The 23,671-nt window shown below is 70.0% G+C and carries 18 protein-coding genes; 2 read left to right on the top strand and 16 right to left on the bottom strand.

The window, feature by feature from the left end; translation table 11 throughout:
- Positions 1 to 32: 32 nt before the first annotated feature.
- From mdtD to ASF94_RS01315, 8 genes are all read right to left on the bottom strand, one after another.
- A complete protein-coding gene (gene mdtD / locus ASF94_RS01350) occupies positions 33 to 1,487 on the bottom strand; it encodes a multidrug transporter subunit MdtD (RefSeq protein WP_156382376.1) in 1,455 nt (484 codons plus the stop codon).
- Between the two features lie 61 nt (positions 1,488 to 1,548).
- Positions 1,549 to 1,914, bottom strand: coding sequence for an iron-sulfur cluster insertion protein ErpA (erpA, locus tag ASF94_RS01345; protein WP_056660381.1), 366 nt, complete (start codon positions 1,912 to 1,914; stop codon positions 1,549 to 1,551).
- 60 nt (positions 1,915 to 1,974) lie between these two features.
- On the bottom strand, positions 1,975 to 2,376 hold the full coding sequence (locus ASF94_RS01340) for a polymer-forming cytoskeletal protein (RefSeq protein ID WP_056660378.1): 402 nt from the start codon (positions 2,374 to 2,376) through the stop codon (positions 1,975 to 1,977).
- Positions 2,377 to 2,456: 80 nt separating this feature from the next.
- Complete coding sequence (locus ASF94_RS01335; RefSeq protein ID WP_056660375.1) at positions 2,457 to 3,167, bottom strand: DUF6776 family protein; 711 nt, start codon at positions 3,165 to 3,167, stop codon at positions 2,457 to 2,459.
- Positions 3,168 to 3,304: 137 nt separating this feature from the next.
- Positions 3,305 to 3,697, bottom strand: coding sequence for a 30S ribosomal protein S9 (rpsI, locus tag ASF94_RS01330; protein ID WP_056660372.1), 393 nt, complete (start codon positions 3,695 to 3,697; stop codon positions 3,305 to 3,307).
- Positions 3,698 to 3,707: 10 nt separating this feature from the next.
- Entirely contained in the window at positions 3,708 to 4,139 is a 432-nt protein-coding gene (gene rplM / locus ASF94_RS01325; RefSeq protein ID WP_056414298.1) for a 50S ribosomal protein L13, read from the bottom strand.
- A gap of 192 nt (positions 4,140 to 4,331) precedes the next feature.
- Entirely contained in the window at positions 4,332 to 4,691 is a 360-nt protein-coding gene (gene arsC, locus ASF94_RS01320) for an arsenate reductase (glutaredoxin) (RefSeq protein WP_056660369.1), read from the bottom strand.
- Positions 4,692 to 4,746: 55 nt separating this feature from the next.
- Positions 4,747 to 6,489, bottom strand: a complete 1,743-nt coding sequence (locus ASF94_RS01315; RefSeq protein ID WP_082492917.1) for an iron ABC transporter permease — start codon at positions 6,487 to 6,489, stop codon at positions 4,747 to 4,749.
- A gap of 82 nt (positions 6,490 to 6,571) precedes the next feature.
- On the opposite strand from ASF94_RS01315, the gene ASF94_RS01310 reads away from it, so the two are divergent.
- The gene (locus tag ASF94_RS01310) at positions 6,572 to 7,639 is read left to right on the top strand and encodes an ABC transporter ATP-binding protein (protein ID WP_056660367.1); all 1,068 of its coding nucleotides are present in this window, start codon (positions 6,572 to 6,574) and stop codon (positions 7,637 to 7,639) included.
- A 244-nt stretch (positions 7,640 to 7,883) separates the two neighbouring features.
- Here the strand turns inward: ASF94_RS01310 and ASF94_RS01305 are convergent, their stop codons facing one another.
- The 6 genes from ASF94_RS01305 to ASF94_RS01280 all read right to left on the bottom strand — a co-directional run bounded on the left by ASF94_RS01305 (position 7,884) and on the right by ASF94_RS01280 (position 12,830).
- Positions 7,884 to 8,624, bottom strand: a complete 741-nt coding sequence (locus tag ASF94_RS01305; protein WP_056660364.1) for a 1-acyl-sn-glycerol-3-phosphate acyltransferase — start codon at positions 8,622 to 8,624, stop codon at positions 7,884 to 7,886.
- 130 nt (positions 8,625 to 8,754) lie between these two features.
- Positions 8,755 to 10,056, bottom strand: a complete 1,302-nt coding sequence (locus ASF94_RS01300; RefSeq protein WP_056660361.1) for a dihydroorotase — start codon at positions 10,054 to 10,056, stop codon at positions 8,755 to 8,757.
- Between the two features lie 212 nt (positions 10,057 to 10,268).
- Entirely contained in the window at positions 10,269 to 11,231 is a 963-nt protein-coding gene (locus ASF94_RS01295) for an aspartate carbamoyltransferase catalytic subunit (RefSeq protein WP_056660358.1), read from the bottom strand.
- A gap of 2 nt (positions 11,232 to 11,233) precedes the next feature.
- Positions 11,234 to 11,785, bottom strand: a complete 552-nt coding sequence (gene pyrR / locus ASF94_RS01290; RefSeq protein ID WP_056660355.1) for a bifunctional pyr operon transcriptional regulator/uracil phosphoribosyltransferase PyrR — start codon at positions 11,783 to 11,785, stop codon at positions 11,234 to 11,236.
- Positions 11,782 to 12,216 (bottom strand): Holliday junction resolvase RuvX, encoded by a 435-nt coding sequence (gene ruvX / locus ASF94_RS01285; protein ID WP_056660352.1) that lies wholly within the window; start codon positions 12,214 to 12,216, stop codon positions 11,782 to 11,784. Before ruvX ends, pyrR begins: the two co-directional genes overlap by 4 nt.
- Positions 12,213 to 12,830, bottom strand: a complete 618-nt coding sequence (locus tag ASF94_RS01280) for a YqgE/AlgH family protein (protein ID WP_056660349.1) — start codon at positions 12,828 to 12,830, stop codon at positions 12,213 to 12,215. Before ASF94_RS01280 ends, ruvX begins: the two co-directional genes overlap by 4 nt.
- A gap of 21 nt (positions 12,831 to 12,851) precedes the next feature.
- Between ASF94_RS01280 and ASF94_RS01275 the strand changes: the two genes are divergently transcribed.
- Positions 12,852 to 14,318: a deoxyribodipyrimidine photo-lyase gene (locus tag ASF94_RS01275; RefSeq protein WP_056660346.1), complete on the top strand. Its 1,467-nt coding sequence runs from the start codon at positions 12,852 to 12,854 to the stop codon at positions 14,316 to 14,318.
- Positions 14,319 to 14,480: 162 nt separating this feature from the next.
- Here ASF94_RS01275 and ASF94_RS01270 read toward each other — a convergent pair whose 3' ends face one another.
- Both ASF94_RS01270 and ASF94_RS01265 read right to left on the bottom strand, forming a co-directional pair.
- Entirely contained in the window at positions 14,481 to 21,299 is a 6,819-nt protein-coding gene (locus ASF94_RS01270) for an Hpt domain-containing protein (protein ID WP_056660342.1), read from the bottom strand.
- Positions 21,300 to 21,351: 52 nt separating this feature from the next.
- Complete coding sequence (locus tag ASF94_RS01265) at positions 21,352 to 23,661, bottom strand: methyl-accepting chemotaxis protein (protein WP_056660339.1); 2,310 nt, start codon at positions 23,659 to 23,661, stop codon at positions 21,352 to 21,354.
- Between the last annotated feature and the right edge of the window lie 10 nt (positions 23,662 to 23,671).

Raw genomic sequence — 23,671 nt, 5'->3', positions numbered from 1 at the left:
AGCGGCCCGCAGCGGCGCTGCCATCCAGCCGATCAGCCTTGTCCGGACACTTCCGGGCCTTCCCGCGGCGGGGTGCGCGCCTCCTTGGGCAATTGCCAGAAGACCGCGGCCGAGGCGACGGTGATGAAGCCCACCGTCAGGAACGTGGACTGGAAGGCGTGCAGCACGGCCCCCGGCACTTCCGCGCCGCCATAGGCCTGGCTCCATTCCGACAGCACCGCCCCGGCCACCGCCACGCCCAGGCTCATGGCGAGCATCTGCACCATCGACAGGAGGCCGTTGCCGCTGCTGGCGCTCGCCCCGTCCAGGTCTTTCAGGGTGATGGTGTTCATCGCCGTGAACTGCAGCGAGTTGACGGCGCCGAACGCAGCCAGCTGCAGCACCTGCCAGGCCAGCGGCCAGTCCGGCTGGCGCAGCGCGAAGCTGGCCATCAGCAGACCCAGCACCACCGTGTTGGTCACCAGCGTGTTGCGGTAGCCGTGGCGCCGGATCAGCGGCGCGGCGATCCGCTTGACGGCCATGCCCGCCAGCGCGGCCGGCAGCATCATCAGCCCGGCATGCAGCGGCGAATACTGCAGCAGCAGCTGCAGCGACACGGGAATGAGGAAGGGCATGGCGCCGCTGCCCAGGCGGCAGAACAGATTGCCCAGCAGCCCGACCGACAGCGTGCGCACGCGAAAGAGCTGCGGCGAGTAGAGGGGCCGCTCGTGCCGCACCGCGTGCAACCAGTACACCACCAGCGCCACCAGCCCGCTGATGCCCAGGGCCGCGGCGCCCGCCCGGCCGACCACGCCGGCTGCCTCGATCGACAGCGAAATGGCCACCATGCCGAAGGCCAGCAGCATGTAGCCGCCCAGATCGAAACCGTCCACCCGGGGCGGCCGCAGATCCGGCATGAAGCGCGAGGCGGCCACCAAGCCCAGCAGGCCGACCGGCAGGTTGATGAGGAACACCCAGTGCCACGACGCGCTCTGCACCAGCCAGCCGCCCAACGTGGGGCCCAGCAGCGGGCCGATGAGCCCGGGAATGGCCACGAAGCTCATCGCCTCCAGAAACTCGCCCCGGGGAAACGTGCGCAGCACCGCCAGGCGCCCCACGGGCAGCAGCAGTGCGCCGCCCAGCCCCTGCAGCACCCGCGCCGCGACCAGCTCGTTCACATGCCGCGACAGCGCGCAGGCCAGCGAGCCGAGCGAGAACACCGCGATGGCGAAGAGGAAGACCTTGCGCGTGCCGAACCGGTCGGCAAGCCAGCCCGACGCGGGAATCAGCATGGCCATGGTCAGCGAATAGGCCACAATCACCGACTGCATGCGCAACGGGCTCTCGCCCAGGCTGGCCGCCATCGCCGGCAGTGCCGTATTGACGATGGTGGCGTCCAGCGTCTGCATGAAGAAGCCCACCGCCACGATCCACAGCAGGATGCGGCGATCGGCGCTCTGGGGGGCATGCTCGGGGGGCTGCGGCGTCGTGGGAGCAGAGGAAGGCATAGGCTGCAGGCAGGAACGAAAAAGCCGCCCTGATGGCGGCTTGCGGTGGTCTGGCGGGGTGTCAGGTCGAGAAGCTCGATCCGCAACCGCAGGTGGTGGTGGCGTTCGGGTTCTTGATCACGAACTGCGCGCCCTGCAGGTCTTCCTTGTAGTCGATCTCGGCGCCAACCAGGTACTGGTAGCTCATCGCATCGATGAGCAGCGACACGCCATTCTTGGTCATGGTGGTGTCGTCGTCGTTGGTGATCTCGTCGAACGTGAAGCCGTACTGGAAGCCCGAGCAGCCGCCGCCTTGCACGAAAACGCGCAGCTTCAGGTCAGGGTTGCCTTCTTCGGCGATCAGATCCGCCACCTTGGCAGCGGCGCTGTCGGTGAAGAGGATCGGGGTGGGCATGTCGGTCTGGATATTGTCGGCTACGGCGCTCATCGGGTGCTCCTTCGGGAGGGTTTGCAGGGGATGCTACTGCAATCCCCCGGTTCATTCAGGTCAGCTCGCGTTTGACGCCAGCTTCAGTGTGGGCTTTTCCTCCAGCAGCGGCACCGCCGTGGGCGACATCTGCCCGGTGATGGTGGCGCCCTGGTGCATTTCCAGCGCCTTGTAGTGCACCGCGCCGGTGATGCGCGCCTTGGGCTGCAGCTCCAGCAGTTCCGTGGCATGGACCGGGCCCTCGACCGCGCCGTTGACGATCACGTGCACCGCATGCAGCGCGCCCTCCACGCGACCGGATTCCGACACCACCAGGATGCTCGGCAGATCCGGCGCAGCACGCACCTCGCCCACCACCTCGCCGTCGATGCGCAGGCCTTCGCTGAACTGCACATTGCCTTCCACGCGCGTGCCCTGGGCGATCAGGCTCTTGATGGGTGGCTGCTTCTTGCGTGAAAACATGGGATGGACTCCTGGAGGGCTGCAGGCAGCGCTGCGGGAGGGCCGCGCTGTGGATCGGCGTGGAAGGGTGACGGCCGACCTTATTCGACCTCCACGCTGTGGACGGTGCGCACGGCAGTGCCTTCCAGCACGCGAGCGGTGACGGTTTTTACCACGACGCCTTCGGGCAGATCGACCAGGCCTTCCACCCTGCGGTACTGCTGCAACTGGAGCGCCTGGGCCGCCGCCGGCTGCGCGCCGGACCAGGGCTGGCCGTTCTGCGTGCCAGACAGCAGCACTTCCAGCCGCCCCTTGAATTCGGGCGCGTTGCGCACCGGCTGCAGCACCAGCACCTGCCAGCGCAGCTGGCGTGCGCCCTGCCGCTCCGCCTGCAGCGCGCGGATGGAGACACCGTCCGCACGGGCGGCGGGGATGAGCTTCTCGAAGAAGCCCAGGTCATCGCGCAGCGCCTGGTTGTCGGCCTGCAGCTGGCGCATCTGCGCCTGCACGCGCTCCAGCGCGGCACGCTCGGCCGTGAGCAGGCTGGTGGCCGTGCTGGCCGCCTCCTGCTGCTGGCGGATTTCGGCGCGTAGCCGCGTCACGTCTTCGCGCAGGCGCACCAGCTCCTCGCGCGAACCCGTGTCCAGCCCGGCGATGCTCTTGCCGAACTCGAACGCCCAGAGCGCCAGCGCGGCCGAGAACCCCAGCAGCACGGCCGCCACCAGCCAGCGCAGGGGCCAGGGCAAGGCGCTGCGGATGGACACGCGCGGCGCACTGATGGTCAGGCGGCGGCGCAGCAGGCGTAATCGCATGGCGGGTGGCTCCTCGGTGCGGAATCAGAAAGCGGCAGTCCGGAAACGAAAAAACCGCCCGAAGGCGGTTTTCGCGGCACGCTGCGAGTCGGATGTGACCGGCCCGGGCAGCATGGCGGCAGATACGGCGAGGCGGATTAACGCTTCGAGAACTGCTTGGCGCGGCGTGCGGAACGCAGACCGACCTTCTTACGTTCGACTTCACGAGCGTCGCGGGTCACGAAGCCGGCTTGGCTCAGCATGGACTTCAGCGTTGCGTCGTAGTCGATCAGGGCGCGGGTGATGCCGTGACGGGCTGCACCGGCCTGGCCGGATTCGCCGCCGCCGTGCACGTTGACCTGGATGTCGAAGGTTTCGACATGGTTGGTCAGCACCAGCGGTTGCCTGGCAATCATGATGGAGGTTTCGCGGCCGAAGTACTGCTGAATGTCTTTGCCATTCACAGTGATCTTGCCGGAACCCTTCTTCAGAAACACACGGGCGACGCTGGACTTGCGACGGCCGGTGCCATTGTTCCATTCACCAATCATTCAAGGCTCCTTAGATTTCCAGCGCTTTGGGCTGCTGAGCGGTGTGCGGATGTTCCGCGCCGCCGTACACCTTGAGCTTCTTGATCATGGCGTAGCCGAGCGGGCCCTTGGGCAGCATGCCCTTGACGGCCTTTTCCAGCGCGCGGCCGGGGTGCTTGGCTTGCATGTCGCGGAAGTTCGTGGCCGTGATACCGCCGGGATAGCCCGAGTGACGGTAGTACACCTTGTCGAGCGACTTGGTGCCGGTGACCTTGAGCTGGGCTGCGTTGATGATGACGATGAAATCGCCGGTATCGACGTGAGGCGTGTAAATGGCCTTGTGTTTGCCGCGCAAACGGAGAGCAACTTCGCTGGCTACTCGTCCGAGGACCTTGTCGGTCGCGTCAATCACAAACCACTCGTGCACGACCTCAGCGGGCTTTGCGCTGAAAGTAGTAGTCATGAGTTTCTCTCTGAAGAAAAGAGGGGTTTGGTCGGTTCTTTTCCACGGTCGGTGCTTCTCTGAAGGAAGCCTCTTAGGTGGGAGTGAGACTTCGCCGCGGAACCTGTCAATCGCTGCGAAGCCCGCCATTATACAAAGTGGTGGCTCGTGGACGCAACCGGACCGTTTTCGGGGCCCTCCCCCACGCGAATCTCAGTCCAGCAGACCGAGCACCCGCTCCGGCGGGCGGCAGAGCAAGGCACCCTTGGGCGTGACCACGATGGGCCGGTTCAGCAGCACCGGGTGGCGGGCGATGGCGTCGATGAGCTGCTCGTCGCCCACGTCCGGATGCGCCAGCCCCAGTTCGGCATACACCGCCTCCTTCGTGCGCATCAGCTCGCGCACGGGCACGCCCAGCCGGGCCACCAGCGCCCGCAGCTGGGCGGGGTCCAGCGGCTTGGCGATGTAGTCGACGATGCGCGGCTCGATGCCGCGCTCCTGCAAAAGCGCCAGCGCGCCGCGCGAATTGCTGCAGCGGGCGTTGTGATAGATGGTGATGGCGGAATCGGTCATGGCGCAGGAGTCTACGGGTGCGATTGCACGAACCTGAGGCACGGGCGCTTGCGGCTCAGCGGCCCGATGCGCGCAGTGTGCGGCTCAGCAGGATCACCGGCACCAGTCCCACGGCGACCAGCGCCAGCGAAGGCAGCGCGGCCTCGCCCAGCCGCTCGTCCCGGGCCAGCTGATAGGCGACGACGGCCAGCGTGTCGCTGTTGAAAGGCCGCAGCACCATGGTGGCGGGCAATTCCTTCATCACGTCGACGAACACCAGCAGCGCCGCAGCGGCGGTGGACCGCCTGAGCAGCGGCCAGTGCACCCGCGCCAGCAGACCGATCCCGTTCGCGCCCAGCATGCGCGCCGACTCGTCCAGGCTGGCGGGGATGCGCGCATAGCCGCTCTGCAGCGACTGCAGCGCCACCGCGCAGAAACGCACCAGGTACGCCCAGACGATGCCCACGGCCGTCGCGGTGATGAGCGCGGGCAAGCCCCACTGCGGCGCCACGCTCTGCGCCCAGCCCACCGGCAGCAGCAGCCCCACCACGATGACCGCGCCCGGCACCGCGTAGCCCAGGCTGGCCAGCTGCACCACGCCGCGGGTCAGCGCATCGGGCCGGCGGCGCACCGCAAAGGCCAGCGCCAGGGCGATGGCCACCGCCAGCGCCGCCGTGATGGCGCCCAGCCGCACGCTGTTGCCGGCCCATTCCACGAAGCGGTTCCAGGGCAGCACCGACCAGTCGGCCGCCAGCGGCCGGAGCATGAAGGCCACCGGCGCCACGAAACCGAGCAGCACCGGCGCGAGGCACACGGCCCAGGCACCCGCACAGCGCCATCCCGTCAGGCGCTGCGGCTGCGCCTCGGCCGAGCCGGCACGCCCGGCGCTGCCGGTGGCAAAGCGCATGCGGCGCTGCGCGCGCAGCTCCAGCTGCAGCAGCAGGGCGACCAGCACCAGCAGGATGGTGGCCAGCTGCGCCGCTGCCAGCCGGTTGTCCATCGAGAGCCAGGCCTTGTAGATGCCGGTGGTGAAGGTCTGGATGCCGAAGTAGCTGGCCACGCCGAAGTCGGCCAGCGTCTCCATCAGCACCAGGGCCACGCCGGCTGCGACCGCCGGGCGCGCCAGCGGCAACGCCACGGTGCGGATGCGCCGCGAGAGGGGTGCGCCGAGCAGCCGCGCGGCTTCCATCAGGTGCGCGGCGCGCTCGCCCAGCGCGGTGCGCGCCAGCAGATAGACGTAGGGATAGAGCGAGAAGATGAACACGCCGACCGCGCCGCCCAGGCTGCGCACCTCGGGCAGCAGCCGGCCCTCCAGCCCGTAGGTGGCGCGCAGCCATACCTGCAGCGGGCCGCTGAACTGCAGGAAGTCGGTGTACGCATAGGCCGTGACATAGGCCGGCATGGCGAGGGGCAGCAGCAGCAGCCATTCCATGGTGCGCCGGCCGCGGAAGTCGAACAGCGTGACAGCCGCCGCCGTGGCCGTGCCCACCGCCGCGGCACCCAGGGCCACGGCGAGCCCCAGCCACACGGTGGTGCCCAGGTAGCCGGGCAGCGCGGTGGACGCCATCTCGCGCAGGATGGCGCCTGCCGCCTCGCCGCCCGGCCCCCAGGGCAGCCATGAGCCCAGCACGGCCAGCACGGGCAGCGTGAGCAGGGCGGCCAGGGCGATCAGCGGCAGGGAACGCAGGACGGAGCGGGCGATGCGGGGCGAGGACAAGAAAGGGGAACCCGTAGAAAGAGGAACAGCCAACGAAAGGGGCGCGCAGCCGGCCGGCGGCGGCCCTGCGGACCTGCCTGGCCCCGGCGGGACGACCGCCATCGGCACCATCGCAGCGGGGCGACCCCGGACAGCTGCAATGCAAATGCGAATTCTACGCATCCGCGCCTTCTAGAATCCGACCATGTTTCTTGAAGTCTCCGAACTGGAAGTGCGCTACGCCGGGCGCCCGCAACCGGCCGTGCGCGGCGTGAGCCTGGGCTTGGCAGCCGGCGAGATCGGCGTGCTCATAGGCCCGTCGGGCTGCGGCAAGACCACGCTGCTGCGCGCCGTGGCCGGGTTGGAGCCGGTGACGGGCGGCGAGATCCGGCTCGATGGCGCGGTGGTCGGCGGCGTGGGCCGCAGCGTGCCGCCCGAGCGCCGCCGCATCGGCATGGTGTTCCAGGACTACGCCCTGTTCCCGCACCTCACCGTCGGCCGCAACGTGGCCTTCGGCATCCATTCCGCGCCCCGATCCGAGCAGGCTGCCCGCGTGGCCGAGGTGCTGGCGCTGGTGGGGCTGGAAGGCAGCGCCGGGCGCTTTCCGCACGAACTCTCGGGCGGCCAGCAGCAGCGCGTGGCGCTGGCCCGGGCGCTGGCCCCGCGCCCGCAGCTGATGCTGCTGGACGAGCCGTTTTCCAATCTGGACGTGGATCTGCGCGAACGCCTCGCGCACGAGGTGCGCGGCATCTTGAAGGCGGCTGGCGCCACGGCGCTTTTCGTCACCCACGACCAGCTGGAGGCCTTTGCCATCGGCGACCGCATCGGCGTGGTGGAATCGGGCACCCTGCACCAGTGGGACGCCGCCTATGCGCTCTACCACCGGCCCGCCACGCGCTTCGTGGCGGACTTCATCGGCCACGGCGTGTTCGCCCCGGCCACGCTGCAGCACCAGCCCGGCGGCGGAGTGGTCGCCCGCACCCCCCTGGGCGACCTGACCGATCTGGAGGAATGCTCGCTGCCCGGCGCCTACCCCGGCGGGGAATGCGACGTGCTGCTGCGCGCCGACGACGTGGTGCACGACGACGATGCGCCGGTGCAGGCGCGCATCGTGCGCAAGGCCTTTAGGGGATCGGAATTCCTCTACACCCTGCAGCTGGCGAACGGCCTCACGGTGATGGCCCATGTCCCCAGCCACCACGACCATGCGGTGGGCGACTGGATCGGCATCCGGCCGCAGGTGCAGCACGTGGTGACGTTTCCGAGGGCCTGAGGCACCAAAAACTCAAGCCATTTCGCCCACGAGCGCCCGTAATGCAAGGGTTTTATGCTATTAATTTAATAGCAAACGGCGACGTGAACGGGTTGCCTCCCCCGTCGGCAAAGGGCGGCGCATTCGCCCTTCATCAGCCGGCCCCGTGGCTTTGCTGCCCCCTGCCCCGGCTTCGGCCAGCCCCCCACCCGAACGGATGCCGCTCTTCGCTCACCCGGCGCGCGGGGCGGGCAGTGCGCCCGCGTCAGCCGCGCCGCAGGCCGTCCACCACGCCCCGCAGGTCATCCGCCCAGGTGCGGCGGTCGCGCCCGTCGGCGCGCTGCGGCAGGCCGTAATGCACCACGGCCACCAGGCCGTCGGCGCAGAGCGTGCGCCAGAGCGAGCCGACCAGCGTCTCGTCGCCCACGTAGCTCGCGGCCTGGCTGGGCGCGCCGGTGCGGGGGTCGATGAAGCGCAGGCCCACCGGCTGCACGGGCGCATCGGCGCTGATGGCCGCCTGCAGCAAGTTGGCGTGGAAGGGCAGCAGCGCGATGCCGTTGCTGGTCGTGCCCTCGGGGAACACCCCCAGGATCTCACCGCGCTCCAGGCTTTCACGCATGGTCTGGACCACGCGCAACGCGTCGCGGCGCGAGGCGCGTTCGATGTAGAGGGTGCCCGCCGCAGTGGCCAGCCGGCCCAGCACGGGCCAGGCCTTGACGTCGGACTTGGAGATGAAGCGGCAGTGGCGCGCCGCGTGCATCACCGGAATGTCGAGCCAGGAGATGTGGTTGGCCACCAGCAGCACCGGCCCGTGCGCGGGCGGCGTGCCGCGCACCTGCAGTTCGACCCCGGCATGGCGCAGCATCTGGCGCGCCCAGGCCTGCACGCGGGCGTGCTGCTCCTCGACGGACAGGCCGCGAAACCGCAGCAGCACGGTGCCCAGGCCGGTGGCGATGTGGGCCAGCATGCGCGCCAGGCGCAGGCAGGCTCGGACTTGGCGTCTCATGGTGGGCGGCTCGAAGAAAGGGAATCGGAGCAGTCGGAAGGGAGACGGTGCGCTGCCGCCAGCCCCGGGCCGGGTCAGGCGCAGCAGCAGTTGCAGCAGCGGCGCTGAAGACGGGGGTCGGTTGCGCCTCTCAGCCGGCCTGCCGCTCGAACGCGACCTGCCCGCCCACCAGCGTGCAGCGCACGCGGCCCGGCAGTTCATAGGACGAGAACGGCGTGTGCTTGCCCTGGCTGCGCAGCGCGGCGGCTTCCACCGTCCAGGCGCCTTGCGCATCGACCACGCAGAGGTCGGCCACGCCGCCTTCGACGATCTGGCCGACGCTGGCCTGCAGCGTGCCCAGGGCGCTGCCCAGCACGCGGGCGGGCTCGGCGGTCACCACGCCCAGGGCGCGCGCCAACGGCACGCCGGCGTCCTGCGACCACTTGAGCGCCACGCTCAGCAGCAGCTCCAGGCCGGTGGCGCCGGGCTCGGCCTCGGCGAACGGCAGCACCTTCTCGTCTTCATCGACCGGCGTATGGTCGGACACCAGCGCGTCGATGGTGCCGTCGGCCAGCGCGGCCATCAGCGCATCGCGGTCGCGCTGCTGGCGCAAGGGGGGCGAGAGGCGCGCGCGGCTGTCGAAGAAGCCGATGTCGGTGTCGGTGAACATCAGCGAGTTGATGCTCACGTCGGCCGTCACCTTCAGGCCGGCCGCCTTGGCCTGGCGGACCAGATCGACGCCGGCCGCGCTGGACAGGCGGCACAGGTGCACGCGCGCCCCGGTGGTCTTGAGCAGCTCGAAGATGGTGTGCAGCGCGATGGTCTCGGCCGCCACGGGAATGCCCGACAGGCCCAGCCGCGTGGCCAGCGGCCCGCTGGCGGCCACGCCCCGGCCCAGGTACATCTCCTGCGGGCGCAGCCACACCGTGTAGCCGAAGGTGGCGGCGTACTGCAGGGCGCGCTGCAGCACCTGAGTGCTCTGCAGCGCGACCTCGGCCTGGCTGAAACCCACGCAACCCGACTCGGTGAGTTCGGCCATCTCGGTCAGCACCTCGCCGGCCAGGCCCCGCGTGAGCGCGCCCAGGGGAAAGAGCCGCGACTGGTGCAGCTTCTCGGCGCGGAACTTCAGCATCTCGACCAGGCCGGGCTCGTCCAGCACCGGGTCGGTGTCGGGCGGGCAGACCAGGCTGGTCACGCCGCCGGCCACGGCCGCGGCCATCTCGGATTCGAGCATGCCCTCGTGCTCGTGGCCGGGCTCGCGCAGGCGCGCCGCCAGGTCCACCAGGCCCGGCAGCACCAGGCAGCCGGCGGCGTCGATCACGCGGGTGGGCGCGAAGTCGCGCGGCGCGCTGCCCAGCGCGATGATGCGGCCGGCCGCCAGGGCGATGTCGCAGGTCTGGTCGAAGCCGCTGGCCGGATCGATCACGCGGCCGTTCTGGATCAGTATCTTCATGGTTTCAAGCCCAATATGCCTCCAGCGCTTGATTTATAAGCGCCTGAAGCTATCAAAATCAGAGCAACTCAGAGAGTGCACGTCCGCTGCTTCGCTACCGCCAAACACCGTTGACCTGGGAGCGGCCCAAGCCAGCAGACACCGTGGAACCGGCTTTGCCGGGCCACTGGTGGCGTCCCCCTGGGGGGATGGCGCGAAGCGACTCAGGGGGGTCACGCCTCATTCCCGGCAACGATGGACATGACGGCCATGCGCACGGCGATGCCGAAGGTCACCTGCGGCAGGATCACGCTCTGCTTGCCGTCCACCACGGCGGAGTCGATCTCCACGCCGCGGTTGATCGGGCCGGGGTGCATGACGATGGCGTCGGGCTTGGCCAGCTGCAGCTTCTCGGGCGTGAGGCCGAAGCTCTTGAAGTATTCCTGGCTGGAGGGCAGCAGCGCGCCGCTCATGCGTTCGTTCTGCAGCCGCAGCATGATGACCACGTCGGCGTCCTTGATGCCCTCTTCCAGCGTGTGGCAGACGCGCACGCCCATCTGCGACAGGTCGCCGGGCACCAGCGTGCGCGGGCCGACCACGCGCACCTCGGGGCAGCCCAGGGTGGTCAGGCCGTGGATGTCCGAGCGTGCCACGCGCGAATGCAGCACGTCGCCCACGATCGCCACCGTCAGGTTGGAGAAATCCTTCTTGTAGTGGCGGATGGTGTACATGTCGAGCAGCCCCTGCGTGGGGTGCGCATGCCGGCCGTCGCCCGCGTTGATGACGTGCACATGCGGCGCCACGTGCTGCGCGATCAGGTAGGGCGCGCCCGATTCGCTGTGCCGCACCACGAAGAGGTCGGCCGCCATGGCCGACAGGTTGGCGATGGTGTCGAGCAGCGATTCGCCCTTGCTGGCGGAGCTGCGCGCGATGTCCAGGTTGATGACGTCGGCCGAGAGACGCTTGGCCGCGATCTCGAAGGTGGTGCGCGTGCGGGTGCTGTTCTCGAAGAACAGGTTGAACACGCTCTTGCCGCGCAGGAGGGGCACCTTCTTCACCTCGCGGTCGTTCACGCTGACGAAGTTGCCGGCGGTGTCGAGGATGTGGGTGAGGATGCTCTTGGGCAGGCCCTCGATGGAGAGCAGGTGGATCAGCTCGCCGTTGGCATTGAGTTGGGGGTTGCGCTTGTACAGCACCGTCAGGCCTCTTGGATGTTCACGTCTTTCACGTCGAAATGGAACGCGCCCGCGTCGGTGCGGGCCAGCGCCAGCGACTGGCTGGCCGGCAGCGCCACGCGGGCGGCGGCGAAGTCCGCCTGCACCGGCAATTCGCGCCCGCCCCGGTCCACCAGCACGGCCAGCCGCACGCTGGCGGGGCGGCCGTAGTCGAACAGCTCGTTCAGCACGGCGCGGATGGTGCGGCCGGTGTAGAGCACGTCGTCCAGCAGCAGGATGTCGGCGCCGTTCACCTCGAAAGGCAGCGTGGTCTGCGCGCTCTGCGCGAGGCCCCGCTGCGAGAAGTCGTCGCGGTGCATGGCCGACGACAGCACTGCGGCGTCGCCCGGCAGGCCCAGGTCGTTCTGCAGCCGCTCGGCCAGCCAGGCGCCGCCCGAGGCGATGCCCGCCAGCTGCGTCTGCCCGCTGCGCAGGGAGCGCACCCCGCGCAGCAGCTCGGCATAGAGCGCCTCGGCGTCGAGCGACAGCGTGCCCGGGGCACGCGAGGCGGTGGAAGGCGATGGGGGAGCGCTCATGGAAGATTCCTCAAAAACTGTTCCAGGATGATGCAGGCGGAGGCGGCGTCGGCATCGCGCGCGCCGGCGGCATGGGCTTCGGTGGTGCTGTAGCGCTCGTCCACCTCGAACACCGAGAGGCCGAAGCGGCCCCGCAGCTGGCGGGCGAACTTCAAGGCGCGGGCCGTGTTCTCGTGGCTGGCGCCGTCGGGGTGGTAAGGCACGCCGATCACCAAGGCGTCGGGTTGCCACTCGCGGATGCGCTCGGCCACCTGGGCGAAGCGGGCATCGCCCTCGGCGCGGATGGTGGGCTGCGGCGTGGCGGTGCCCAGCATGCGGTTGCCGACGGCCACCCCCGTGCGCTTGAGCCCCAGGTCGATCGCCAGGAACGACTGGAAATGCGCGGGAACGGCAGCAGTAACGGCGGGGGCTGGAGCAGGCGTGCTGCTCATGCGCGCCCGGCCTCGGGCGACAGGGTCCACGCCTGCAGGCCCAGCAGGCCCAGGGCGCGGTCGTAGCGCTGGCCCACCGGCGTGTCGAAGATGACGGACAGATCGGCCCCCACGGTGAGCCAGCTGTTCTCGGCCACCTCGGATTCGAGCTGGCCCTGCGCCCAGGAGGAATAACCCAGCGTGACCAGCACCCGGCGCGGGCCCGCGCCCGTGGCCATGGCTTCCAGCACGTCCTTGGAGGTGGTCATTTCCAGGCCGCCCGGGATGGTCATGGTGGAGGCGTAGATCGACTCGTCCGGATCGATGGGCGTGCCCGTGTCGGCCGAGGCCGCCACCATGGGCTCGTGCAGCACGAAGCCGCGTTCGGTCTGCACCGGGCCACCCTGGTAGACCGGCTCTTCGGTGAGGTCGTCGCGCCGCAGCGACAGATCGACCTTGTCGAAAAGGCCGCTCAGGCTGATGTCGGAAGGCTTGTTGATGATGAGGCCGAGGGCGCCGCGTTCGCTGTGCTCGCACACGTAGACCACGCTGCGCGAGAAAGACGCGTCTTCCACCCCCGGCATGGCGATCAGGAAGTGGTGCGTCAGGTTCATGGGCGCAGAATCGGCAGGCATTCCGCAATTTTAACGGTGAACATGGACTCCACTTTTTCTTCCGGGCTGGTCTGGTTCCGGCGCGACCTGCGGTCGGACGACCATGCCGCGCTCTACCACGCGCTGCGGCAGTGCCGCCAGGTGCACTGCGTGTTCGTTTTCGACCGCGAGATCCTCGACCCCCTGCCCCGCGCCGACCAGCGCGTGGAGTTCATCCGGGAATCGCTGGTGGAACTGCACGACTCCCTGCACCGGCTCTCCGGCGACGAACATGGCGGGCTGATCGTGCGCCATGCCGTCGCGCGCGACGACGTCCCCGCCCTGGCCCGCTCCCTGGGCGTGCAGGCCGTCTTCACCAACCACGACGACGAGCCGCAGGCGCTGGAGCGCGACCACCAGGTGCGCGCGTTGCTGCTGGCGCTCGGCATCCGCTTCCTGACCTTCAAGGACCATACGGTGTTCGAGCGCGCCGAGGTGCTGACCCAGTCCGGCACGCCCTACACCGTCTTCACGCCCTACAAGAACGCGTGGCTGCGCAAGGTCGACGACTTCTACCTGAGCGCCTATCCGGTGGAGCGGCACGCCCGCCGGCTGGCGCCCCGGCCCGAGGGCATGCGCGGCCCGGTGCCGTCGCTGCAAGCCATCGGCTTCGAGAAGACCGCGCTGGCGCAACTGCGCATTCCCACCGGCATGAGCGGCGCGCAGCAGTTGCTGAAGGACTTCCTGGAGCGCATCGACGCATACGACGACGCGCGCAACTTCCCGGCCATCAAGGGGCCGAGCTACCTCAGCGTGCATCTGCGCTTCGGCACGCTGTCGATCCGGCACGCGGCGCGCCTCGCGCACGAGCGCAGCCGCCAGGGCAGCACCGGCGCCGCGACGTGGCTGAGCGAGCTGATCTGGCGCGACTTCTACTTCCAGGTGCTGGCGCACCACCCGCACGTGGCAGGCTCGAGCTTCAGGCCCGCCTACGACGCCATCGCCTGGGAAGAAGGCAAGAAGGCCGACGAGCACTTCGCCGCCTGGTGCGAGGGCCGCACCGGCTACCCGCTGGTGGATGCCGCCATGGCCCAGATCAACCAGACGGGCTACATGCACAACCGGCTGCGCATGGTGGTGGCCAGCTTCCTGATGAAAGACCTGGGAATCGACTGGCGCTGGGGCGAGCGCTACTTCGCCGAAAAACTCAACGACTACGACCTGTCGGCGAACAACGGCGGCTGGCAGTGGGCCAGTTCCAGCGGCTGCGACGCCCAGCCCTACTTCCGCATCTTCAACCCGGTCAGCCAGAGCAAGAAGTTCGACCCGGACGGCAGCTTCATCCGCCGCTACCTGCCGCAACTGGCACGCCTGCCGAATGCGGCCCTGCATGCGCCCTGGCTGGCCAAGCCGATCGAGCTGGCAGCCGCAGGCGTGGTGCTGGGACGGGACTACCCGGAACCGCTGGTGGAGCATGACGCGGCGCGTGAGCGGACACTGAAGCGCTACGCAGTGGTCAAGGGCGGTTGATCAGGCGGGGCGAAACCGGGGTTCGCCATTCCGCGGGCTCGGGTTCCTCGCCCCATCCCTTCAGGCTCTGCCGCCCGCCCTCGCGAGTTGCAGCCCGCTTTCAACCGCAAGAAAAACACAGGCCGCACACGGCGGCCTGCGGCGGGGCGCGCAGCGGGGCGATCAGGCTTCCTGCGCCTGCGCGGCCTTTTGCGCGTAGTGCTTCACCAGGCTCAGCAGTTCCTCGTCGGAATACGGCTTGCCCAGGTAGTGGTTCACGCCCAGCTCCATGGCGTGGTCGCGGTGCTTCTGCGCGATGCGCGAAGTGATCATCACGATCGGCAGATCGCGCAGCGCGGCGTCGCCCCGGATGTTGCGCGCCAGATCGAAGCCGTCCATGCGCGGCATCTCGATGTCGGACAGCACCAGGGTCGGCCGCTCCTCCTGCAGCCGCTCCAGCGCCTGCAGGCCGTCGGCGGCCAGGGCCACCCGGTAGCCTTCGCGTTGCAGCAGCCGCTGTGTGACCCGACGCACGGTGATGGAATCGTCCACCACCAGCACCAGGGGCACGCTGTGCGCTTCCGCTGCGGGCAGCGCGGCAGCGCCGGAAGTCCCGCCCCCCCGGGCGACTGCGCCCTGCAGGGGCACCGGCGCCTCCAGGCGGGCCTGCGTCGCGGCCCGCACCTGATCGCCGTACACCGTGGCCAGCGCCACCGGGTTGTAGATCAGCACCACGGCGCCGGAGGCCAGCACGGACATGCCGGCCAGCCCGGGCAGCCGCGACAGCTGCGGCCCGAGGTTCTTCACCACCACTTCCTGGTTGCCCAGCACTTCGTCCACATGCAGGGCGATGCGCTGCGCGGCGCTGCGCAGCACCACCACGGGCCGCATGCGGCTGGCCGGCTCGTTGCTGGCAGCGGATGACTGCAGCAGCGCGCCCGACCAGAAGAACGGGATGCTTTCGGCGCCGTCCTTGAACTGGCCGCTGCGGTAGCACTCGTCCAGTTCGGCCACGGTGGTGCGGCGCACGATCTCCACCAGGTTGGCCGGCACACCGATCGACTGGTGGCCCGCCCGCAGCATCACCACCTGCGTGACGGCGGTGGTCAGCGGCAGCACCATGCGGAACGACGTGCCCCGGCCAGGCTCCGATGCGGTTTCGATGCGTCCGCCCAGCGCCTGCACCTCGGCACGCACCACGTCCATGCCGATGCCGCGACCCGCCAGCTCGGTCACCTCGCCGGCCGTGGAGAAACCCGGCAGGAAGATGAGCTGGGCCGCTTCGTCGGGGCCGATCTCGGCAGCGTCCGGCACCAGGCCCTGCGCCACGGCGCGCTGGCGGATGCGGTCCAGGTCCAGGCCGGCGCCGTCGTCGCGGAAGTCCACCGACACGTCGTTGCCTTCCTGGCGCAGCGCGACGGTGATGGTGCCCGCCGCGGGCTTGCCGGCGGCCGCTCGCTGCTCCGGCCCTTCGATGCCGTGCGCCACGCAGTTGCGCAGCAGGTGTTCGAAGGCGGGCGTCATGCGGTCGAGAACGCCGCGGTCCATTTCGATGGAGCCCCCGGCGATGTCGAGCTTGATCTGCTTGCCGGTGTCCTTGGAGGCCTGGCGCACCACGGCGTAGAGCCGCTCCGCGATGCCCTCGAACTCCACCATGCGGGTGCGCAGCAGGTCACGCTGCAGTTCGCGCGCCTGCCGGCCCTGGGCGATCAGGTCGTCCTCGGCCGACTCGACGGTGCGCTGCAGGTTGCGCTGCACGGTAGCCACGTCGTTGACCGACTCGGCCATCATGCGGGTCAGCTCCTGCACGCGGGTGAAGCGGTCGAATTCGAGCGGATCGAAGCCCGCGCCACTGTCCTTGGACAGCGCCAGCCGCGACTGCATCTGCGACTCGGCCTGGACCTCGATGTCGCGCAGCTGCTGGCGCAGCCGCTCCAGGTTGCCCGACAGCTCGTCCAGCGAGGTGCGCATCTGCCCCACCCGCACATCCAGCCGGGACCGCGCGATCATCACCTCGCCCGCCTGGTTCACCAGCCGGTCGAGCAGCTGCGCGCGCACCCGCACCGACTGCCCGGCGGCAGACCCGCGCGCCGACAGCGGCCCGGTCGACAACGGCACGCGGCGTACCGGCTGCGCAGCGGGCACGGCCGAGAGCGCGGCGGCATCCACGCCGTCCGGCGCCGCGGCGTCGGCGGAGGTGTCCTCCGCCAGCGCCACGGTGCCGGGCACCACGGCAACGGGTTCGGTCAGCGGCTGGGCGCCAATGGCGCGCAGCGCGGCGAAGTTGGCCTGCAGCCCGTCCAGGTGCGCCAGCAGGGGCTCGATGTCCTGGCTGCGCGGCGCCTCCGTGTCGATCTGCTCGACGGCGGATTCCATGCGGTGCGCCATTTCGCCCAGGCGCATGGCCCCCGCCAGCCGCGCACTCCCCTTGAGCGTGTGCAGGCCGCGCAGCAGTTCGCTGCGGGCACCCAGGTTGTCGGGCCGCGCCACCCACTGCCGCAACGCGCCGCCCAGGCCGGGCAGCAGTTCGATGGCTTCTTCCTCGAAGATCGGGAACAGGTCCGGATCGATGACGTCGAGCGCGTCGATGTCGTCGTCGATGTCGCTGCCGTGGGGCAGCAGGGTGGGCGCAGCGCCGTCCGCAGGATCAGCCTGGTCCAGGCCGGCGGGTACCGACAGCGCGGGCGCGACGGGGCCGGACATGCCGGGGGTGCCGGGGATGCCGGGGATAGCGGCCTCGGCGGGCGCTTCGGGCTCCGGGGCCTCCAGATCGGAAGGAGGGACGCTGTCCGCAGGCTCCGCAGTTTCGTGGAACCCGAACCGTTCCGTCGCAGGGGCGGGCAGATCGGACAGGGGCAGGAACTCGGTCGGCTCCATCGCGTCGGGATGGCCGAAGGCATCGGCGAACGGGTCCTCCCCGTCAGCGGCCTCGCTGTGGCCGAGCGGCGCGCTGCCGGTTTCCACCTCGGTCTGCAGGATGGCGCGCAGTTGCTCGAGCACCTGGGCGTTCGGCTCTTTCAGGAACCCGGCCGCGAACTGGTGCAGCAGGCGGCGGATGTCGTCCGCCGCCGCATTGAACACGGCCGCCTGCTCCACGATGCCGTGCCGCTGCAGTTGCACGTGCTGCAGCGCATGTTCCAGCGTGCGCGCCATTTCCGACAGCGCCGTGAAGCCCACGGTGGCGGAGCTGCCCGCCAGCGAGTGCGCCAGCGCCACCGCCACATCGGGCAGCGGCTCATGCAGCTCCAGCGCCCATTCCTGCAGCGTGGTGGCGAGGCGGCGCGACCATTCGTCCGCTTCGTTCAGGTAGACGTTGTAGAGCGGAATGCCGATACGCAGGGTGTCGATCACCTTGACCGCTTCGTCGGCCGAGGCGGAGGCAGACGCGGAAAGCGCGGCCGGTTCATCGGCGGCATCGGCGTCGGCACCGTCGGCATCGGCGCGCTCCAACGCACCGATCGGGTCGGGCTGCGCCGCGCCCGGATCCGCATCGGCGCCTGGGTCGGCTTCGGCTTCGGCCTCCGCCTCCGCCTCGACGACGTCCCCCGAAGATTCGGCCGCATCGGCAGGGAGCTGGCCGTCGGTATCACCCGCTGCCTCCGGCGAGGCGCCGAGGTCGTCAAAGCCTTCGAGGGTGTCGCTGGCGTCGGGCTCGGGTTTGGGCTCGGGCTCGGGCTCTATTGCCGCCAAGGGCTCATCCATTGCGGCGCCGGCCGGAGGCTCATCCGTCTTCGGCCCAGCGACAGCGGGTGCAGCTGCTTCTGCGTCGGTCTCTGCATCGGCGGCGGCTGCAGCTGCGGCTGCGGGCAGGACGGTGCCCAGCGCAGGCCGGGCGTCCGGCTCGGCCTCTGCTTCTGCGTGCGGCTGCGTTGCCGGTTCACCATCCGCTTCGGCCTCCGGCGCGGTGCCGGGGTCGGTTCCAGGCAGATCCAGCACCATGTCGGGCCAGGCATCGAGCGGCAGCGCGTCGATGGTCTGCACCTCCGGCGGCGTGGCGGATTCCGCCGGCAAGGAATGCAGCGCCCGGTCATCGTCGCCCTGGATCGGATCACGCTCACCGCCGGCCAGCCGGCTCTTGGCCGCCGCATCGGCATCCTCCAGCGCGCGGGCGAAGGCGGCGAAGTCGATGTCTTCCGCCATCTCGGGGGCCGCCATCGGCACGGCGCCTTCGGCATCCAGTGCCACAGGCCAATCGGCAAAATCGTCGGACAGGGTGGTGTCGGCAAAGTCGGCGGCCTCCTCAGGCAGCTCGCGCCCTTGCGCGCTGTCTTCCGGGAGCAATGCCGGCGACGCTTCCGCCGTGTCGTCCAGCGGCCCATCGACGGCCTCGACCAGAGCGTCGTCTGCCTGCACCGGTGCAGGGGCTGGGGCTGGGGCTGGGTCGTCTGGCACCCGCAGCGGGCCGGTCCACGTGCCGGAGCGGGCTTCCTCGGCCGCCTGCTGGAAGGGCTGCGGGCTCCACGCGCCGTCGTCGCCGCGGGCGATGGCGTCGCCCCAGCGGCCGAACGCCTGCAACGACTGCTCGGACAGATCCAGCAACGCGGGCGGCATGGGCTTTTGCTCGGCCAGCCAGGCATTGAGCGCCTGCTCCATCGCCCAGGCAGCGTCGCCGAAGGGGTTGAGGCCCACCATGCGGGAGCTGCCCTTGAGCGTGTGGAACGCGCGGCGCAGGGTCGTCTGCTCGCTCAGATCGCCCGGCGAGGCCCGCAGCGCCTGCACGGCGGCGGTGCCGCTGCCCACGACCTCGCGGGCTTCTTCCAGGAAGATGTCCAGCAGTTCCTGGTCTTCGTCATCGGGCGCCGGCAACGGCACGGCGGCCGGCAGGGCGACGGGCTCGGGCGGCACGGCGGCAGCCAGCGACTCGGCGGGATGCAGTTCCTGCGGTGTCAGATCCAGGTCGAAATCGAAGATCGGTTCGGCGGCGGGCACCCGGGCCGGCGTGGCGCCCTGCCCGGCATCGGCATCGGCATCCACATCGAAATCGAAGTCGAAATCGGCATCGACCTTGGAGCGCTCTTGCGGAAGGCCGGAGGGCTCGGCGTCCAGGGCCGCCTCCGGATCGAGCACCGGAGCGGGCTGCGGCAGCTCGTCAGCCAGGGCCGGCACCGGCGCCGGCAGGGACACGGGCGGCTCGTCGGCAGCGGGCGCGCCACCGGCCCCCGCAGCGCCAGCGGCAGGCCAGTGGGCGGCCTCGTCCGGCGCATCGTCGGCGCGGCTGCGGGCGCGGCCGGTCAGCAGGCGCAGCTCGCCTGCGTCCTCGTCGTACACGAACAGCTTGCGGGCCATGCTGCGCTGGTAGCTGAGCATGTCGATCAGGAAACCGAGCGCGCCCAGGCTGTTGCCCAGCTTCTCGAACACGGCCTGGCGGTCTGCCGGATCGACGTCGTTCGTCAGCAGCCGCTCCACGGTGTCCCGCATGCGCAGCACGGCGAGCGACGCCTGCTCCAGCCCCAGCACCGACAGCACGCCGCGCATCTGGGCGAGCCGGTGCGGCACGGGCATCAACACCGAGAGATCTTCCGGGTTGCGGAAGAACTGGTCCATGGCCTTCTCGGCTTCGCCCAGCGTGGCGCGCAGCTCGCCCACCACGCTGCCCATGGTCTGGTGGTCGCTGACGCGGCGGTACAGCTCCTCCATCCAGTGTTCGAGAGGCTCCGGATCGCTGCCTGCGACCACGCGGTCCAGCCGCTCGGCCAGGCGCGCGGCGCGCTCGGCCATGTAGTCCTGCGCGGTATCCAGCTCCTCGAACGCCGCCTGCAGATAAAGCACCGACGTGGCGACTTCCATCGCCAGCGCCGGCGAAGGCGGCTCGCCCGAGGCCACGGTGGTCTCCACGGCGCGCGTCAAGGCGCGGGCCAGCACGTCGCTGCCCGGGTGCAGCCGGCCCAGCGAATCGCAGACCAGGCTGAACTGGTCGGCCGAGGGCTTGAGCTTGTTGCGGTCGCCCCCGGCGAGGGCCGACCAGGTTTCGGCGGCCGCCGCGATGCGCCTGCGGGCCTGCGCCAGTACTGCGGGGTCGTAGAGGCCGTAGCGCGGGGTTTCGTAATCCACCGGCTTGAAGCGGCCCAGATCGAAGGTCTGGCGCACGGCCTGCAGCGCCGGCGCGGCGGGGGCGGCACCCTCCGGGCTGGCCGCTTCACGGGCCTGGGCGCAGAAGAACAGCAGATCCTGCAGCAGCCGGTCGGCGATGGCCGGGTTGCCCTTGGCCAGCGTGGCGTACTGCATCAGCACGCGCGAGGCCACCCGCTTCACATACACGTCGGGCGTGAGCAGGCCGTGCGCGAACGCATCGAAGAACCCGGCCGCGATCTTCCAGAAGGAGCGCGCCTGCGGATCGGCCTGGGAGGCGACGAACCCCAGGCAGGCGTCGCGCAACTGGCCCGCCGCTGCCTGGTCGCCGAGCTTGACGATGCGCAGCACGGCCTGGTCGAGCCGTGCGCGCGCTTGCGGGCCGTAAGGCAGGGGCGCGGCCTCCACGGCCAGCTCGGGCTCGCGCAGGCGGCGCTCGGTGGGCCAGAGGTCCGCCGGGTGCACGCGCTCGGCGCCGGTCAGCGCCTGCACCTCGCGGTACTGGGGGAAGAGCGCCACGGGCGAGGTTTTCTTGCCCGCGAGCACGTTGTCGAGGTATTCGATCAGGGCGAAGCTGGCGCGCTCCAGCACCGATACGGCGTCGTCGCCGCAGTGTTCGGGGCGCTGCACGAAGCGCTGGACGGCCGCCTCCATCGAGCGCAGCACCAGCGCCGCGGGCGCCATGCCCACCATCTCCAGCGCACCGCTGGCCTGGTGCAGCTGCTGGCGCGCGACCCGCAGGGCGCCGGCATCGAGCGAAGCCAGGTCGGAATCGCGTGCCAGGTCGGCTTCGCGCACGAAGCGGCGCAGCGACTTGACGGCACCATCGAGCGACTTGCGCAGCTCGTCGAGCACCCACGCGAGCGGCCCCAGGTCCTGCTCGCCATGCGTGCCATCGGCGGCTGTTGCGATTGCGGCGTCCAAAGATGGCATGAGTTCGTCCCCGGCTGCCTCCAGCCAGTGTTTGATCGGAGAAAAAGGCGCGTCAGGCGATCTTGAAGCGCGACACGGACTGCCGCAGTTCTTCGGCGATGTGCGAGAGCTCGCGCACCTGCTGGGCGGTCGTGCGGGTGCCCTCCCCCGTCTGCTCGGTCACGGCGAAGATGTGCTGGATGTTGCCGGCCACTTCGTTGGCCAGCTCGGCTTCGCGCGAGGTGGATGACGAGATCTGCTCGATCAGCTCGGCCAGGCGGCGCGACACGCGGTCGATCTCGGTCAGCGCGGTACCGGCGGAGTCGGACAGGCGGGCACCTTCGACCACCCCCTGCGTGGAGCGCTCCATGGCGGCCACGGCGTCCTGCGTGTCGGTCTGAATGGCCTTCACCAGCGCCGAGATCTGGCGCGTCGCGTCGGCGGAGCGCTCGGCGAGCCGCTGCACTTCTTCCGCCACGACGGAAAAGCCCCGGCCCGCTTCACCGGCCGACGCGGCCTGGATGGCAGCGTTCAGCGCCAGCACGTTGGTCTGTTCGGTAATGTCGGAAATCAGCTCGGTGATTTCGCCGATCTCCTGCGACGACTCGCCCAGGCGCTTGATGCGCTTGGAGGTGTCCTGGATCTGGTCGCGGATCGAGTTCATGCCGCCGATGGCGTTCTGCACGGCCTGCAGGCCGGAATCCGCCGCCTGCAGCGACTGGCGCGCCACCGACGCCGATTCCTGCGCCTGGGTGGAGACGTCGTTGATGCGGGTCGCCATGTCCAGCACCGAGCGGCCGGTTTCGCGGATCTCGCGCAGCTGTTCGGTTGATGCGGCCAGCAGTTCGGTGGAGGTGCTGTCCACCTGGGCCGTCGTCTGCGCCACGCGGGCCGCCGTGTTCTGCACGCTGCCCACCAGCTGGCGCAGCTCTTCCACCGTGTAGTTCACCGAGTCGGCGATGGCGCCGGTGATGTCTTCGGTCACGGTGGCTTCCTGCGTCAGGTCGCCTTCGGCCACCGACTGCAATTCGTTCATCAGCCGCAGAATGGCCGCCTGGTTGGCATCGTTTACGCGCTTGGCTTCCTGTTCCTGGCGCTTGGCGTCCTGCTGCAGCGTCTCGGCCGCCGTCTGGCGCGTGCGGCTGTCCATCAGCTGCACCCGCGAAATGCCGACGCCGCACAGCAGCACGAACAGGCCGGCCACGGCCAGGGCCGCGAACTGCCCGGCGCCCAGACCGGTCTGGGCGGAGAGGCGCTCTTGCAGCGCTTCCAGCTGGCGGCGCATCGGCTCGCTGTCCACGATGATCGCGGTCTGCGCCTCACGTGCCGACACCAGGCCCTGCAGGTTGCCCAGAATGGCGCCGGCCTGCGTGCGGGTCTGCTCATACAGCTGGATCAGGTTGCCGAGCTGCTCACGCGTCTGCGGGTCGCGCGTGGCGGCCAGGCGCAGATCGGTGCTGCCGTCCAGCATGCCCTGGGCAATTTCCTTGAACGAGTTCAAGTCCTTGCCCAGCAGGAACACGGCCTCGGGGCTCACGCCTTCCATGGTCTGGAATTCGTTGGCGGACTTGCCGATGCGCTGGGTCAGCATCACCAGCTGGCCGGCGGCGGAGATCTCGGCCGCGCCCGCGTTCTGCTGCAGCTTCAGCGACGACACGGTTTCGGCAATCTCCAGCAGATCGGACGATTGGCGGTTGATGGTGCGCAGCGCGTCGCCCACCTGCGTCAGGATCTTCTGCTGGCCCATCACCACCGCGGCGTTGCGCTCGGCGCGGTCCACCAGCGGGGTCACGGCTTCCAGCTCGGGGCGGTAGGCCTCACCCAGTGCCTGCACGCCCAGTTCACGGTCGCCGCCGTTGAGGGCGCGCACGTTGCGCGCCAGCACGCCCGAGCTTTCCACCACGTCGGGAAAGGCCTGCGGGCTGCCCACCAGCGCCTGCGACACCGACTTGGCCAGGCGCTGCGACTGCATCAGCGACTGCCCGGTGGCAGCCAGTTGCTGCGCGGAGCGGTCCGCCTGCTGCAGCACCCAGCCGGCGATGGTGGCCAGCACCACCAGGCCGGCGGCCAGCAGGATCAGCAGGCGCCGCTGGTGCTGCGCCGCCGTGGCCCGCCCGAGCAGCGGCAGCGTGATGAGGTCGTCGCCCGCATCGTCCAGTTCATGCGCCGCCGCGCCGGAGGACGACGCCGCGGAATAGGCCGGGGCGCCCGGGTCGCCCTGCACGCTGCTCAGGCCGTCGCCGGCGTAGCCTTCGCTCAGCAGCGCATCGCTGTCCCGCCCCATGCTGCCCGGCCCCGATTGCGCCGAAGACAGGTTCAGGTCGGCATCCGGCGGAGCGGGCTTGCGGTTGAACAGTTTTCCGAAAGGGTTGACGACTGACATGGTGCGGCCT

Source organism: Acidovorax sp. Leaf160 (assembly GCF_001424265.1).
GTDB lineage: Bacteria > Pseudomonadota > Gammaproteobacteria > Burkholderiales > Burkholderiaceae_C > Paracidovorax.
Note: the sequence above shows the minus strand (reverse complement) of the source record. Positions and strands in the feature narration are given on the sequence as shown.

Bases quoted from the DNA above. Each gene is read 5' to 3' on its own strand.
- mdtD (WP_156382376.1), bottom strand. From the start codon at position 1,487: ATGCCTTCCTCTGCTCCCACGACGCCGCAGCCCCCCGAGCATGCCCCC.
- erpA (WP_056660381.1), bottom strand. From the start codon at position 1,914: ATGAGCGCCGTAGCCGACAATATCCAGACCGACATGCCCACCCCGATC.
- ASF94_RS01340 (WP_056660378.1), bottom strand. From the start codon at position 2,376: ATGTTTTCACGCAAGAAGCAGCCACCCATCAAGAGCCTGATCGCCCAG.
- ASF94_RS01335 (WP_056660375.1), bottom strand. From the start codon at position 3,167: ATGCGATTACGCCTGCTGCGCCGCCGCCTGACCATCAGTGCGCCGCGC.
- rpsI (WP_056660372.1), bottom strand. From the start codon at position 3,697: ATGATTGGTGAATGGAACAATGGCACCGGCCGTCGCAAGTCCAGCGTC.
- rplM (WP_056414298.1), bottom strand. From the start codon at position 4,139: ATGACTACTACTTTCAGCGCAAAGCCCGCTGAGGTCGTGCACGAGTGG.
- arsC (WP_056660369.1), bottom strand. From the start codon at position 4,691: ATGACCGATTCCGCCATCACCATCTATCACAACGCCCGCTGCAGCAAT.
- ASF94_RS01315 (WP_082492917.1), bottom strand. From the start codon at position 6,489: ATGGCGGTCGTCCCGCCGGGGCCAGGCAGGTCCGCAGGGCCGCCGCCG.
- ASF94_RS01310 (WP_056660367.1), top strand. From the start codon at position 6,572: ATGTTTCTTGAAGTCTCCGAACTGGAAGTGCGCTACGCCGGGCGCCCG.
- ASF94_RS01305 (WP_056660364.1), bottom strand. From the start codon at position 8,624: ATGAGACGCCAAGTCCGAGCCTGCCTGCGCCTGGCGCGCATGCTGGCC.
- ASF94_RS01300 (WP_056660361.1), bottom strand. From the start codon at position 10,056: ATGAAGATACTGATCCAGAACGGCCGCGTGATCGATCCGGCCAGCGGC.
- pyrR (WP_056660355.1), bottom strand. From the start codon at position 11,785: ATGAGCGCTCCCCCATCGCCTTCCACCGCCTCGCGTGCCCCGGGCACG.
- ruvX (WP_056660352.1), bottom strand. From the start codon at position 12,216: ATGAGCAGCACGCCTGCTCCAGCCCCCGCCGTTACTGCTGCCGTTCCC.
- ASF94_RS01280 (WP_056660349.1), bottom strand. From the start codon at position 12,830: ATGCCTGCCGATTCTGCGCCCATGAACCTGACGCACCACTTCCTGATC.
- ASF94_RS01275 (WP_056660346.1), top strand. From the start codon at position 12,852: ATGGACTCCACTTTTTCTTCCGGGCTGGTCTGGTTCCGGCGCGACCTG.
- ASF94_RS01270 (WP_056660342.1), bottom strand. From the start codon at position 21,299: ATGCCATCTTTGGACGCCGCAATCGCAACAGCCGCCGATGGCACGCAT.
- ASF94_RS01265 (WP_056660339.1), bottom strand. From the start codon at position 23,661: ATGTCAGTCGTCAACCCTTTCGGAAAACTGTTCAACCGCAAGCCCGCT.